General features: G+C 35.6%; 15 protein-coding genes. All 15 read right to left on the bottom strand.

Annotation, left to right across the window (positions count from 1 at the left end; all coding sequences use genetic code 11):
* Positions 1–8: 8 nt before the first annotated feature.
* Positions 9–1,190 carry a NupC/NupG family nucleoside CNT transporter gene (locus I580_RS08795; protein WP_010771611.1) on the bottom strand — a complete coding sequence of 394 codons (1,182 nt, stop codon included), beginning with the start codon at positions 1,188–1,190 and terminating at the stop codon, positions 9–11.
* 68 nt (positions 1,191–1,258) lie between these two features.
* Entirely contained in the window at positions 1,259–1,927 is a 669-nt protein-coding gene (gene deoC / locus I580_RS08790; RefSeq protein WP_010771610.1) for a deoxyribose-phosphate aldolase, read from the bottom strand.
* 212 nt (positions 1,928–2,139) lie between these two features.
* Positions 2,140–3,078, bottom strand: coding sequence for a DNA-binding transcriptional repressor DeoR (gene deoR / locus I580_RS08785; RefSeq protein WP_010771609.1), 939 nt, complete (start codon positions 3,076–3,078; stop codon positions 2,140–2,142).
* A gap of 71 nt (positions 3,079–3,149) precedes the next feature.
* Positions 3,150–3,911 (bottom strand): tyrosine-protein phosphatase, encoded by a 762-nt coding sequence (locus I580_RS08780; RefSeq protein ID WP_010771608.1) that lies wholly within the window; start codon positions 3,909–3,911, stop codon positions 3,150–3,152.
* 15 nt (positions 3,912–3,926) lie between these two features.
* Complete coding sequence (gene uhpT, locus I580_RS08775) at positions 3,927–5,306, bottom strand: hexose-6-phosphate:phosphate antiporter UhpT (protein ID WP_010771607.1); 1,380 nt, start codon at positions 5,304–5,306, stop codon at positions 3,927–3,929.
* 215 nt (positions 5,307–5,521) lie between these two features.
* Positions 5,522–6,193: a phosphate signaling complex protein PhoU gene (phoU, locus tag I580_RS08770; protein WP_010764438.1), complete on the bottom strand. Its 672-nt coding sequence runs from the start codon at positions 6,191–6,193 to the stop codon at positions 5,522–5,524.
* 17 nt (positions 6,194–6,210) lie between these two features.
* Positions 6,211–6,969, bottom strand: coding sequence for a phosphate ABC transporter ATP-binding protein PstB (pstB, locus tag I580_RS08765; protein ID WP_010760782.1), 759 nt, complete (start codon positions 6,967–6,969; stop codon positions 6,211–6,213).
* A 10-nt stretch (positions 6,970–6,979) separates the two neighbouring features.
* Positions 6,980–7,780, bottom strand: coding sequence for a phosphate ABC transporter ATP-binding protein PstB (gene pstB, locus I580_RS08760; protein ID WP_010771606.1), 801 nt, complete (start codon positions 7,778–7,780; stop codon positions 6,980–6,982).
* Positions 7,781–7,796: 16 nt separating this feature from the next.
* On the bottom strand, positions 7,797–8,681 hold the full coding sequence (pstA, locus tag I580_RS08755) for a phosphate ABC transporter permease PstA (RefSeq protein ID WP_010771605.1): 885 nt from the start codon (positions 8,679–8,681) through the stop codon (positions 7,797–7,799).
* Entirely contained in the window at positions 8,681–9,601 is a 921-nt protein-coding gene (gene pstC, locus I580_RS08750) for a phosphate ABC transporter permease subunit PstC (RefSeq protein WP_010771604.1), read from the bottom strand. Before pstC ends, pstA begins: the two co-directional genes overlap by 1 nt.
* A gap of 404 nt (positions 9,602–10,005) precedes the next feature.
* A complete protein-coding gene (locus tag I580_RS08745; protein WP_010771603.1) occupies positions 10,006–10,860 on the bottom strand; it encodes a phosphate ABC transporter substrate-binding protein PstS in 855 nt (284 codons plus the stop codon).
* Positions 10,861–11,046: 186 nt separating this feature from the next.
* Positions 11,047–12,495 (bottom strand): cardiolipin synthase, encoded by a 1,449-nt coding sequence (gene cls / locus I580_RS08740; RefSeq protein WP_010771602.1) that lies wholly within the window; start codon positions 12,493–12,495, stop codon positions 11,047–11,049.
* A gap of 101 nt (positions 12,496–12,596) precedes the next feature.
* On the bottom strand, positions 12,597–13,481 hold the full coding sequence (gene ftsX, locus I580_RS08735; protein WP_010771601.1) for a permease-like cell division protein FtsX: 885 nt from the start codon (positions 13,479–13,481) through the stop codon (positions 12,597–12,599).
* Complete coding sequence (ftsE, locus tag I580_RS08730) at positions 13,474–14,160, bottom strand: cell division ATP-binding protein FtsE (protein ID WP_010771600.1); 687 nt, start codon at positions 14,158–14,160, stop codon at positions 13,474–13,476. Before ftsE ends, ftsX begins: the two co-directional genes overlap by 8 nt.
* Positions 14,161–14,267: 107 nt before the next feature.
* Positions 14,268–15,369 (bottom strand): peptide chain release factor 2 gene (prfB, locus tag I580_RS08725; protein WP_143141715.1). Its coding sequence is split into 2 segments (ribosomal slippage): positions 14,268–15,296 and positions 15,298–15,369, totalling 1,101 coding nucleotides; the frame shifts between segments, so codons are not numbered across the junction.
* Positions 15,370–15,389 lie beyond the last annotated feature (20 nt).

Here is a 15,389-nt window from a genome sequence, read left to right as displayed (position 1 = left end):
CTTGAACATTAATAAAGCAAGCCAACGATCGTCGCTGTTAGACAACTAACCAACGTTGCACCAAATAATAGTTTTATACCAAAACGAGCCACAACATTTCCTTGTTCTTCATTCAAACTTTTTACAGCTCCTGAGATGATACCAATTGAAGAGAAATTTGCAAAAGAAACTAAGAAAACAGAAATGATTGCTGTCGTTCTGCCAGAGAATTCTATCGCACTTGACGTTAAGTTCGTCATTGCAACAAATTCATTTGAAACTAGCTTAGTTGCCATAATACTTCCAGCATCTACAATCTCATTTGTAGGTACCCCCATTAAGAACGCAAAAGGTGCAACTAGATAGCCGATAATATCTTGGAATGATATTCCAAAAATTCCTTTGAAAACTGCGTTGATCATCGTAATAACAGCCACAAACCCAATCAACATCGCGGCAACTGTAATTGCTACATGGAAACCATCCATGATGTATTCCCCTAACATTTCAAAAAAGGATTGTTTTTTTTCATCTTTTACTTCTAAAACATCTTCTTCTGCTGTCACTTCATACGGATTGATCACAGATGTGATGATAAAGCCTCCGAATAAGTTTAAAACGATAGCAGTCACTACGTATTGTGGTTTCAATAAAAACATATAAGAACCAATGATTGCCATTGACACAGTAGACATCGCTGAAGCACATAATGTATATAAACGATGTTTTGGTAATAAGCCTAGCTGTTTTTTCACAGAAATAAAGACTTCTGATTGACCTAAAATAGCTGAGGCAACTGCATTATAGGATTCTAATTTCCCCATGCCGTTCACCTTACTTAAAGCAAGACCGATATATTTCACAATAAACGGAAGAATTTTAAAATACTGTAAAATTCCGATCAATGCAGAAATGAAAATGATCGGTAATAAAACGCCAATAAAAAATGAGCTTTCGTCTGGATTGATCAGACCACCAAAGACAAAATTCACACCTTCTGCAGCATATTGCAGTAAATTATCAAATCCCTTGGCAATTCCTTCTATAACGAAATTACCAACACTTGTATTTAGTAATACAAAACCTAAAATGAATTGCAAAACTAACATGACAATAATCGGTCTCACTTTAACTTTTTTTCGATCATTACTCGTTAACCATGCTACTCCGATAAAAAATAACAAACCTAGGCAACCAATTAAATACTTCATCTTATCCTCCAATTGAACTCGTTTACATTAACTTGTAAAAGTAAGCAAGTTGCTTACTTTATTTCTTTTTAATAACCGCTACCTTGATCTGATGATTCGCCAGAAACTATTGAAACGCCGGCACTTGCACCAATTCTTGATGCACCTGCTTCAATCATTGACACTACTTCTTCTTTTGTACGAACGCCACCAGAAGCTTTAACACCAACATCAGGTCCTACAGTTTTTCTCATTAGAGCAATATCTTCTGCTGTTGCCCCACCTGTTGAAAATCCTGTTGATGTTTTAACGAAATCTGCACCTGCTTTAACTGATAATTCGGAAACAGTGACAATTTCCTCTTTTGTAAGCAAACATGTTTCAAGAATAACTTTTACAAGAACATCTCCTGATGCTTCCACAACCGCACGGATATCCGCTTCAACCGTTTCTAGATCACCAGACTTCAATGCGCCTACATTGATTACCATATCTACTTCTGTAGCACCATTAGCAATCGCATTTTTTGTTTCAAAAGCCTTTGTTTCAGTTGTATTTGCACCTAAGGGAAATCCAATTACAGTACAAACATCGACACCAGTTCCCTTTAATTCAGTACTTGATAGCTTAACCCAATAAGGATTCACACAAACTGAAGCAAACTGATATTTTTTAGCTTCTTGACAAAGTTTTACAATCATATCCTTTGTTGTTTCTGGTTTTAATGCTGTATGGTCAATCATTTTTGCAATAGTCATTATAACTCTCCTTTAGTTTTGATAATTGTATTATACACTCAGCCAGAACATTTGTAAACACCATCTTGAAATTATGTTCATGCATGAAAAGAAAAAGTGACTGAGAGATAACATTGTGTATCGTATCCCAGTCACATAAATAAACAGAGGGATCAGAAGCAACGCCTTCGGAAATAAACGTTTCTGACCCTCTCACTCTATTCTATTCGCCTCTATAGCTTCAGTAAACCTTCTGCAGCGCTTTGATCAATAATTAGTACATTAGCGTACTTCCCTGCCAACGCACCATCAATCGCTTTGATTTTTCGTGAACCACCAGCGACTAAGATCGCCTTTTCTTTTTCTCTCAGTTCGGATAATTCAATCCCTATCGTCCGTTCATTAATCTTCTGACTACAAATTTCGCCACTGCTATCAAAAAAGCGAGAACAGATATCGCCAACTGCTTGTTCTTTAAGAAGTTGTTCTTCTTCAGCACTAAAATAACCTAAACGAAATAACAGCGCCTCATCTCTAACAGTTCCTACTGTGAATAACGCAATATTGGCTTGCTTTCCTTTTGTAATGATTTTTTGGATATGACGATCTTGTTCCACCATTTTTTTAACTTCTGCATTGTCAAAAATAACTGGTAATGGCAGTTGCATCGCTACAGTTTGAAAAGCTTTTTCAAATAATGTCAACGTTTCATTGGCGTATGTATTCACATTAGAATGGCTGATTCCACCCTTCAATTGAACAATTTCTACTCCAACTCTCTCCTGAGTATGAAGTTTTCTTGCAACTTCATACATCGTCGTCCCCCAGCTAACGCCCAAAATATCACCATTTTTGATTGTTTCTTCCAAATACTCTGCTGTATATGATGTAAGGTATTCTGTAATCACTTGATAATTTGTTTCAGGTGAAAATACAACATGTACTTCTAACAAGTCATATTTTTCTTTCAGTCGTTTTTCAAGCTCAAACAAATCGGAATAAGGGTCTGAGATCGTGATCTGTACATATCCTTTTTCTTTAGCATAGTTCAACAATCTAGAAATTGTTGGACGGGAAACATCTAATTTTTTTGCAATTTCCTGCTGACCAAGACCAGATTGATAATATAATCTAGCCGCTTCAATACTAAGCTGTTGTTTTTGTTTATCCATATTATATAGTCCGTTCTTTTTATTTTCTTCAATTATAGCAAGAAAAAATTAGGAAAACAAACTACACTTCCTTAGTCAATTAAATAAATACGTCGAAATTCTTCGAGTTTTTCTTTGTCAAAGTTTAAACATTCCGCTGCATAATTTTCTGCAGTCCCAAAACGTTCTTCAATTAAATGGAATGCATGATCCAAATAATCTTCTTTTACATAAAGTGCCGTTGCTAAAGATTCTAATTGCTCTTCACTAAAGCCTTGCTCTCTAAACTGCTGGACCAGTTCATCATTAGCTTGTTTTCTTTCTGTATTTGTCACTAAGAAATCTTTATAAATTTCTTCTTTTTCTACATCTAGCAATAACAATAATAAGGCCGAAGCATAGCCCGTACGGTCTTTTCCAGCAAAGCAATGAAAAATTGTGGACCCTTTTTTATTTGCTAAAATATATTCCATAAATTCTGTAAATCCTTCTTGAGCGCCAGGATTTAAGATTAAGTCTTCATATACACCTAACATATGGGCATCAACCGCTTCAATGGATTGTAATTTAGCAAAATCAGCCAAACCAGAGTTTTTTGCATTCATTTTTCCAAGCAAATCTAAATTAACATATTCAACATCTTCAATCGGTGTGTCTGGTGACTCACTAATCTCAAAGCCACGTCTAAAATCAATAATTCTTGTTAAATTAAAATGATCAACTAGCACCGTTTGCGTTGCTTGATCTAAATTCACTAAATGACCAGATCGCAGTAATTTTTTTGCTTTAACTGTTTTTCCTTCTCTATTTTTGATACCGCCTAAATCTCTAAAATTTGTAATTTGTACGTTCATTTCCCTATTCCACCTTTATACGCTTACTTTTTTTCTTCTTCTTTCTTCTGCCAATGCAACAATCCCTAAAAGAACTGCGATAATTACAATTGAAATATAGAAAATAATAAATGTGTCATTCCAGCCATGTAAAGTATGTCCAAAAAAGTTCACACCATCTTTTGCGGGATCAGAAATTTTAGCTAAAAGAATTTTTGCCATTGAATCACCAAACAGATACGCAAAAGCCCCTAACAGTCCTCCTGAAACGACAGTTGCTTTTTTTGGCACAAAGCCTAACATAGATAAGTTGATCAACAATTGTGGCCCAAAAACCATCATTCCTAACATAAATAAAGAGGCATTGATCACAAATTCTGTCGTGCCAAGTTGGTAGCCAATAATACCGATCGGTAACAATATGGTACTGACAGTGGCAACTAAAGCTGGACGTCCTTTTAGCAAGTCTGAAATATATCCCCACGCTAAACACCCAATCAAAGCACCCATTTCAAAATAGAAGATTGTTTGAGCAGCAGCTTCTTGTGAAAAATTCAAATGCTCGGTTACGTATAATGGCGCCCAGTTATCGATACCGATTCGGACAATATACACAAATACGTTTGCAATACATAAGACCCAAATATACGGATTTGTTAATAGATATTTTTTAAAGATTTCCCATTTTGTTAAGTTTTCTGCATCAACATTGGCTTCTTCAACTGGTTCACCAAAAATCTCTTCACTTGAATTCCACCCTAAGTCTTCAGGTCGATTTTTTCCGATGAAAAATGTTCCAATGGCAACGACAGCTGCTACGATTGCAGGAATAATGAACATTCCAGCTACTTGTCCTTTGAAGAAAGTTGTTGCACACCAAACAGCAAAGATTCCAGCAAAACCCCCACCAATATTGTGAGAAGCATTCCATAGACCAATATATCTACCACGATTGCTTCTCGTTGTCCATTGTGTAATAACTGAAGCGCAACTAGGTCCTCCCACACATTGGAATAACCCATTCAATGACCATAACACCACAATCCAGCCCATAGGAACATTATTCATTGTAAAAAGTATGCCCATACATAAAACTGTAATTGAAGACAACAATAATAAAATAGATAAAATTTTCTTTGTATTTTTACCATCAACAACGTAACCAACAATAAATTTACCAAATCCATATACAATAGAAAAAACAAATCCGATATAACCCAAGTCTGTTGTTGTTAGACCTAACTGACTTTTTAATAATGGCTGTGCTGCTTTAAAGTTATTACGAATCATATACATTGTAATGTAGATTACCACTACGACCAAAAACGGTTTCATAAATTCCTTGAACCATTGCTTCCTTTGTTCCGACAAGGTTGGTCGGTTCATTTTACCAACAACTGCATTCGTTTCTTCCAAATTAACTCACCCCAAAATTTTAATTATAATGGTTAGCGCTTTCCAATATACTTGTATCATACACGAGGCTAGAACCAATGTAAATACGTTATTGAAATTATGTTCAAAAAATATTTTAAACTTTTTGAACGTAATAAAATAGTGCACAAAAAAATAGAGGCCAGGCCATGACTCTACGAGTCATATCCTGCTCTCTATTTCTAATAGTTATAGATTTATTCATCGTGATTGCTATTCAACTCTGTGATTTTACCTGTTGCTAGATAAACAATCCATTCACAGATATTTGTTACATAATCACCGATACGTTCCAAATACGTTGCCACATGCAAATAATCAGTTCCACTAACTACAGTTTCTGGATTAGCTTGCATCGCTTTAATTGAGTGACTATAGATACTATCGAAATACTCATTTACTCGACTATCCATTTTAGCAATCATTCGTGCATCTTTCTGGTCCGTTTTTACATAGGCAATCAATACGTTGTCAACCATTTTTTTCACATAATCAGACATATCTGAAATTTCTTTTTCAATTTCTGGAATTCTCGTTTCACCTTTTAAGCGAATCGTTGATTTAGCGATCGATACAGCATGATCCGCCATTCTTTCTAGGTCAGAACTAGCTTTCATAACGGTGATAATCATTCTTAGATCTGTTGTAACTGGTTGTTGTAATGCGATCATTTCAAAGCTTTTCTTTTCTAACTTGACTTCCATATCATTGATTTCTACATCATAATCGATTACTTCGTTTGCAATTTTTTTATCGTGGTTGATATATGCACGTACAGACTTGTGTACGACATTACTTACCATCATGCCCATCTCATAAAATTGATTATGGAGATTTAATAGTTCTTCTTCAAATTGACTACGTAACATGTGTGTTCCTCCTTTTTTTAACCAAATTTTCCAGAAATATAATCTTCTGTTTGTTTCTCTTTAGGATTTAAGAATATCTTTTTCGTATCATTAAATTCTATCAACTCTCCTTGTAAAAAGAAAGCCGTTTTATCAGAAATTCGAGATGCTTGAGACATATTGTGCGTTACCATGATCATAGTATATTTTTCTTTTAATGTTAAAAGCATATTTTCAATTTTGCCGCTTGAAACAGGATCAAGAGCACTCGTTGGTTCGTCCAGTAAAATAATTTCTGGATCAACGGCTAAAACTCGAGCGATACAGACACGTTGTTGTTGTCCTCCTGATAAAGATAATGCACTTTTATGCAATTTGTCTTTCACATCTTCCCAAACAGAAGCTGCTTTTAAACTATTTTCCACTGCTTCATCTAAAACTTGTTTATCTTTTTCGCCTTTTAAACGTAAACCATAAATCACATTTTCATAGATGGAAAACGGAAAAGGGTTGGGTTGTTGAAAAACCATGCCAATTTCTTTACGTAAATCTACAATATCTGTTTTTGGTCCATAGATATCTTTACCTTTGTATACGACACTTCCAGTAATCGTTACACCTGGAATCAAATCATTCATCCGATTCAACGAACGTAGATATGTTGATTTACCACAACCTGAAGGTCCGATCATCGCTGTGATTTCCCCTTGATTGATACTTAAGTCAATGCCTTTTAAGGCTTCTTTTTTACCGTAATATAAGTGCAAATCTTTTGATGAAATAATCTCTTTTGTCATCTTACTCCTCCTAACCAAAATGTCCAGAAACGTAGTCTTCTGTCGCTTGAATTTTTGGTCGTGTAAAGATTTTTCTAGTTTCATCGTATTCGATAACTTTACCTAAGTAGAAAAAGGCAGTGTAATCACTGATACGAGCAGCTTGTTGCATGTTATGCGTAACAATAATAATTGTATAATCATCTTTTAAGTTTACAAGTGTTTCTTCGACTTTACCAGTTGAAATCGGGTCTAAAGCACTTGCAGGCTCATCTAACAGTAAAATATCAGGTTTCATCGCAATTGCTCTAGCAATACATAGACGCTGTTGCTGTCCGCCAGACAAGGCCAAGGCACTTTTATCTAAGTTATCTTTGACTTGTTCCCAAAGTGCGGCTTGTTTTAAACTTGTTTCAACAATTTCATCTAGTTTTTTCTTGTCTTTTTCACCATGTTGTTTTAATGCGAATGTGATATTTTCATAAATTGATTTACTGAACGGATTAGGTCGTTGGAAAACCATGCCGATACGTTTACGCATTTCATACACGTCGACTTCTTTAGTATTAACATTGACTCCCTTGTACATAATGTTCCCAGTGACTTTCGTATTGGCAATCCCATCATTCATTCGATTTAAGGAACGTAGATACGTCGATTTACCACAACCAGAAGGTCCAATCAACGCTGTAATTTTATTTTTTTCAAATTCAAGATCGACTCCTTTGATGGCTTCGTTCTCACCATACCAAACATGTAAATCGTCGGTATGCAAAGCAATCGGTTCTGGTAATTTAATAATATTGGTGTCATTTAAATTATATTCTTTCATTCTGATTCCCCTAACATTAGGCTGATGTCATTCTTTTATATAATCTGTTTCCGATAAAGCGTGCGCCGAAATTAAAGAGTAAAACGACTAAAATCAGAACGGCAGAAGCACCTGCTGAAACAGTTGCACCATCCGGCATCGTGCCTTCTGTATTGATCTTCCAAATATGGACTGCTAAAGTTTCAGCTTGACGGAAAATACTAATTGGACTTGATACACTTAACGGGTTCCAGTTACTAAAATCTAGAGCTGGAGCACTTTGTCCTGCAGTATAGATCAGCGCAGCGGCCTCCCCAAAAATTCTTCCTGAGCTCAAGATCACACCTGTCAAAATTCCTGGTAAAGCTTCTGGAACAACAACTTTCATAACCGTTTCCCAACGTGATAATCCTAATGATAAGCCAGCTTCTCGTTGTGTATAGTGAACCGCTTTTAATGATTCTTCAACATTTCTAGTCAACAATGGTAAATTGAAAAATGTTAAGGCCAATGCACCTGAAATAATCGAGAACCCATAGCCCATTTGAACCACAAAAATCAGGAATCCAAACAAACCAACAACGACTGAAGGAAGAGAACTTAAAATTTCTATCGATGTGCGAATTACATCTGTCAACCAGTTTTTCTTTGCATATTCAGATAAATAGATACCGGCCCCTAATGAAATAGGGAAACTAATCAGCATCGTAATCAATAATAAATAGAGCGAGTTGAATAATTGAATACCTATACCTCCGCCTGCTTGATATGCTTTAGAAGGTTTCGTTAAAAAGTCCCAAGAAATATGCGGAATACCACGTATCAAAATATAAAGTAGCAATGCTGCTAAAATCAGCACAATCACACCTGAAATAGCATATAGGACACCTGTTGCAAATTTATCTGCTTTTTTTGCATTCATTATTTCAAGGCTCCTTTCCTACCAATGATTCGAATAATAATATTGAATAACAACGACATTAACAGCAAAATCAACGCAAGTGACCACAATACATTATTCTCAACAGTTCCCATGATTGTATTTCCGATCCCCATTGTCAAAATACTAGTTAAAGTAGAAGCTGGTGTCGTTAAACTTGACGGCATGATCGCTGCATTTCCGATAACCATTTGAATCGCTAACGCTTCACCAAAAGCACGCGCCATTCCAAAAACAACTGCTGTCAAAATGCCAGGAACAGCTGCTCTTAAAACAACCTTATAAATTGTTTGCCAACGAGTTGCCCCTAAAGCCAATGATGCTTCCCGATAATGACGAGGCACTGATTTTAACGCATCGACAGTCATCGTTGTAACCGTTGGTAAAATCATAACAAACAAAACAAATGTTCCAGCCAAAATACCAAACCCTGTACCACCAAAAATCGAACGAATAAAGGGTACGATTACAGATAATCCAATAAATCCGTAAACAACAGAAGGAATCCCAACTAATAATTCAATAACCGGTTGTAAAATTTTCGAACCTTTTTTAGGTGAAATTTCTGTCATAAATACAGCTGCACCAATTGCAAACGGTGTTGCAATGATTGCCGATAAAAACGTTACAATAAATGATCCCGCAATCATCGGTAAAGCGCCAACCATCGGTTTACCGTCAGTTCCAGTTTCACTTGGATTCCAATTCGTACCGAATAAAAAGTCGGAGACTTTGATTTTATTTGTAAAAAAAGTAGCTAAGCCTTTACTTGCCACAAAATAAAAGATTGATAGAACAACCAAAACAATCAGAGCGATACAAAGAAAACTAATCAATTTTCCCCGCTGTTCCATTCTTGCTCGCTTAGATTTTGTTAACAATGTTTTCTGTACATCTTCCAAGAAAATTCCTCCTTATTTTAAAAGCGTAACGAGCTCATTTGACTATTACAGGAAAATAGGAAAAATGATTGCGGTGTTTTTTACCTCACTCAGTTTTTATCTTTTTCCCAAAGAGCTTCAATCCTTAGAACTTTAGTTCTTAGGATTTGATACGATCGAAGCAGAGCGCAATGCTAGACTGCGAAGCTAAATAGCATGAAAAGTGGAACAAGATCTTTCAGCTTCGACTGAAAATAGGAAAAACGAATGAGGCTTTTTCACCTCATTCTGATTCTATCTTTTTCAGATAATGCCCAATTTATTCAACACTTATCACAATAAATTTAGTCTAACTTTCCAACATAAATTTGCGTTTAATAACATGTAAATCTTATGTTAAGTTTGTAAATTTTGTGTAAAGGTACTTATTTGATGAGATTTCCTTGCCAATCTCGCTCTACTTTCATTTTTGAAACTGGAATATAACCTAATTGTCCAATAATCTTTTCTTGTACATCATCAGACAGCATGAATGCTAAAAATTCTTCTGTTAATTGTTTAGGTTTGCCTAATGTATACATATGTTCATAGGACCAAATAACCCATTTATTTGTGATAACATTCTCATCTGTTGGCTTTACGCCATTAATACTTAACGTATTGACTTCATCATTCACATAAGAAAAAGCTGTATAACTGATTGCTCCAGGTGTATCAGCAACGATTGAGCGAACCATCCCACTGGAATCTTGTTCTTGAGCTTGAATCGCTGTTTTGCCATCCAATACCCATCTTTCAAACGTTACCCGAGTCCCACTACCTGCCGCTCGATTCAATATAACGATCGGCAGATCTTTTCCACCAATCTCTTTCCAATTGGTTATTTCACCTAAAAAGATTTTTCTAAGATTCTCTAGCGAAATATCTGATACGCCAATATTCTTATTGACGATTGGTGTGATTCCGACTACAGCAACTTTATGATCCGTTAGTTTAGCTGCATCAATTCCTTTTTTCTCTTCAGCAAATAAATCTGAATTTCCGATGTCTACAGCACCCGATTGTACCTGACTTAGTCCTGTACCACTCCCACCGCCTTGTACATTAACAAAGCGTCCTGGATTTTGATTTTGAAATTCTTCAGCCGCTGTTTCAACTAAAGGTTGTAGCGCTGATGAGCCAACAGCTGTGATTGATTCACCTCGATCGATCCACTTAGCACAGCCTGATAATGTTACTAGTCCAACTAAACTAAAAAATAATAGCATTTTCTTTTTCATTTATCTAATAATCCTCCAAACTCAATTCAATCAATTCATTTTAACATTAACTGTTTCAGTTGAAAATTATAAGTTTTCGAACTCAGCCATTTTTTAGAATAAAATAACAAAAATAATCATTTTGATAATAAAACAGAGGCTGAAATATCACTCTACGAGTCACATCTCAACCTCTTATATTCATGATTACAATAATGGTGAAATTAACCGAGCTAATCCTTCTTTCAATTTAATGAACAGACCGCGATCACGATAAATTTCTTCTGTTAAAAGCTTCGATAATTTAGAATCTTCGTAAAATGCATTCCTGACTTCTTCGGAAAATTTTTGGTCATAAAGGATGGTATTGACTTCAAAATCCAAACGGAATGAGCGAACATCGATATTGGCTGATCCTACTGAAACAATACCGCCATCAATGATCATCGTTTTAGCATGAATGAATCCATGCTCATAGGTTTCGATTATTGCTCCATATTCTAATAATTCAGCTGAAAATGAATATGTTGCCCAATAAACCAACATATGATCTGGCTTATTCGGTATTTGCATGCGAACCTTGACGCCTGATAATAGCGCTAATTTTAAAGCTTCATGAATTGAAGCATCTGGTATATAATATGGTGTTTGAATCAAGATTTCTTTTTTAGCAATTGAAATCATTTTAAGATATGTCATTTTGATCTGCTCATGTTCTGAATCTGGTCCACTCGTTACAACTTGAACTGCGTATTTTCCATCAGATTGAATCGGTGGAAAATACGCATCATCATAGCTTAATTCTTCTCTATGCTGTGAGTTCCAATCCATCAAAAAGCGATTTTGTAAACTATAAACAGCTTCTCCATGAATTCTCAAATGATTGTCTCGCCAGTAACCAAATTTTTCAACTTCACCTAAATATTCATTCCCTACATTAAAACCACCTGTGTAGCCAATTTTCCCATCAATCACAACAATCTTTCGATGATTACGATAATTGATTCTTGGATTTAAATAAGGAACAAAAAGTGGAAAGAAAAAAGCAATTTCTCCTCCCATTTTCTTTAGCTCTTCAAAAAATTTCATATTGACCTGTGTAGAGCCCCATGCGTCCAAAAGCAAACGAACTTTTACGCCTCTTTTCACAGCATTGATTAATTCTTGACGAATCTCTTTTCCTAGAGTATCTCCACGATAAATATAATATTCCATATGAATATGATCTTTCGCTTGACGAATATCGTCAATCAAGCCGTCAAACTTTTCTCTTCCATCTGTATATAAGCGAACCTCGTTGTTGGTTGTATATAAGGAGCTTTCAAACAAAGTCAACATATAAATCAGTTGCTTAGAATCCACTTCTCCTGTTGGTGGATGCGGAAATAATCCTCTTAATAACGCTTGTTTTTCAGATTCTATTTCGGCGTTCATACCGATTTTCGCCTGCATCTTCATATCAAATATCTTATCTTTTGAAATACCTCTACCTAAAAAAACGTAAAGAATAAACCCTAAAACTGGTATGAACATTAAAACCAATAGCCATGCCCAAGTTTGTGCAGTTTGTTTTCTTTCACGAAAAACAATAATTAACGATAATAGCATATTGGCAATAAAAATAATAACAAATAAATTATCATATAAAAACTTCATTCATTCACCCCAATCACTTTCACAAATATCCCCCAATAAAGCATAACGAACTTATGAAAATAAGTAAAGAAAAAGCAGACAAGAACGTCTGCTTTTCATAGTTAAATTTTTAAGAATCGACGCATTGAAATAATTGATCCTAACGACCCGATCGTCATCCCAATAACAATCATCAATACATCAATTTGCCAAACAAACGACTCAGGTTTTAATAATGAGTAATTTGAACTTAGCAGTTGGGGATTGAATAGTGTATAAAATTGTTGATAGCCAAAAGTTAAGACTAAGATTGGTATAATTGCTCCAATCAAGCCAATCCAAGCCCCTTCAATAAAGAATGGCCAGCGAATATAACCGTTTTTCGCACCAACTAAACGCATAATTTGAATTTCTCTTTGGCGAGAAAGAATCGTGATTCGAATTGTATTAGAAATCAAGAATACTGCGACAAATAATAACAATACTGCCGCCCCTAGTCCCCATGTTCTAACTTTTCCTGCAATACTGAAAATTTTATCTGAAGAAACACCACCATAGTCTGCTTTAAATACATTCGGTAGTTTTGCTGCCTTTTCAGAGATTTTTTTCGTATCTGACGGTTCTTTGGCACTCACATAATAAACATCATATAACGGATTACTATCACCTTCGAATAGGTTCCAAGCTTCTCCCATTTGTTTTTGAATTTTCTTCAATTGTTTATCTTTATTAGAATAAGAAATTGTTTCAACATTATCGATTTTATTCAATTCTTTTTCTAGTTTTTGCATTTCATCTGGCGTTGTACCAATGTCTACAAAAACGGAAACTGTTACGTTTTCTTCAATATCTTTTGCTAACTTTGTTGCATTGAAAATTACTGCCATAAAAATCCCAACAAGGACTAAAGTAATCGTAACGGCACTAGCAGAAGCAATTGTCATCCACCCATTACGTTTTAAACTTTTGATACTTTCTAGGACGTGAGAAAAGAACGTTCTAATCATCGTAGCCATAGTCTCCTTCCGCTTGGTCTCGAATAATACGACCATTTTCGATGGCGATTACGCGATGACGGATCGTGTTTACAATCGTGCTGTTATGTGTTGCCATCACAACTGTTGTTCCTTGCGCATTGATCCGGTCTAACAATTTCATGATTTCCCATGAGTTCTCTGGATCAAGGTTTCCTGTTGGCTCATCGGCTATAAGAACTTTCGGTGTGTTTACGATTGCACGAGCAATTGAAACACGTTGCTGTTCTCCACCAGATAATTCACTTGGAAATACTCGAACCTTATGTTTTAGGCCAACTAGATCAAGAACTTCCATGACTCTTTTTTTGATATCTCGTGGTTTACGTCCGACAACTTGCATCGCATACGCAACATTTTCATAAACCGTTTTTTTCGTCAATAATTTGTAATCTTGAAAGACGATACCGATTTCTCTTCTAAGATACGGAACTTCTGAATTTTTTATTTTCATTAAATCGTGACTCGCAACTTTCAAACGACCTTTTGTTGCTTTTTCTTCACGGTACATCAATTTAATAAACGTTGATTTTCCGGCTCCGGAAGGTCCAACAACATAAACGAATTCACCTTGTTTTATTTCTATTGAAATATTTCGGATAGCCGTTGTGCCATTCGAATACTTCTTCATTACATCTTTCATTTCAATCATGGCGTATTCTCTCCATCTCTGTTTTCTAGACTATCAATCATTATAACATGACTTTGTTTCAAGGCTCTTTCAACAGTTTACAATTTTGTTTCATTTCTGTGAATTGATCAATTTAATTTTTGTTTCAAGTAGGCATCAATAAATCCATCTAACTCTCCATCCATTACCGCTTGTACATTTCCTGTTTCATAATTCGTACGATGGTCTTTGACCATTGAATATGGATGGAAAACATACGAACGAATTTGGGAACCCCATCCAATTTCTAGTTGTTCTCCCCGTAACGAGGCTGCTTCCTGTGCTTTTTTATCCATCTCTAATTGGTAAAGTTTGGCTTTTAACATGCCCATTGCTTGTTCCCGGTTTTTTAATTGTGAGCGCTGGGCTTGGCTAGCAACGACAGTTCCTGTTGGGATATGAGTAATCCTTACTGCTGATTCTGTTTTATTGATATGTTGTCCACCAGCACCACTAGCACGATACGTATCGACTTTTAAATCATCTGTATTGATATCGATCTCAACATTCTCATCTAACTCTGGCATGATATCCACGGAACAAAAAGAAGTATGGCGACGTTTAGCAGAATCAAAAGGTGAAATTCGCACTAAGCGATGAACTCCTTTTTCAGACTTTAAATAACCATACGCATTGTATCCTTTAATCAAGAGGGTAACACTTTTAATTCCTGCTTCGTCTCCTGACTGGTAATCCAATGTTTCGACTTGAAACCCATGACTTTCAGCCCAACGAGTATACATCCGAAGCAACATACTTCCCCAATCTTGTGACTCTGTACCACCAGCTCCTGGGTGAAGTTCCATGATAACATTATTTTTATCATAAGGCTCGTTTAACAATAAAGACAGTTCATAAATACTTAACTTTTCTTTTAGAGCCAATAAGCGTTCTTCCAATTCAACTTGAGTATCTGAGTCATATTCTTCTTGTTGCATCTCATTCATGATTTCCAATTCTTCTAGTTCATCGGCAAATTGATGAAATTGCTGATATTTTTCTTTGTAAGAATTGGTTTCATTAATTACTTTCTGCGCAGCTTCTGTATCATCCCAGAAACCTGGCTCAGCCATTTTACTTTCAGCTTCTGCGATGTCCTCTTCTAGCTGATCTAAGTCAAAGAGACCCCCTGAAACTTGTGATTGATTGATTCATTTCGTCTAAAAGAGTTCGTATTTCAGCATTTTCCATGATTTATTCTTCCTTTCATT

The sequence above is a fragment of the Enterococcus caccae ATCC BAA-1240 genome (assembly GCF_000407145.1).
In the GTDB taxonomy this organism is placed as follows: domain Bacteria; phylum Bacillota; class Bacilli; order Lactobacillales; family Enterococcaceae; genus Enterococcus_L; species Enterococcus_L caccae.
The sequence above is the reverse complement of the archived record's forward strand: the minus strand, read 5'-3'. Positions and strand labels throughout refer to the sequence as shown.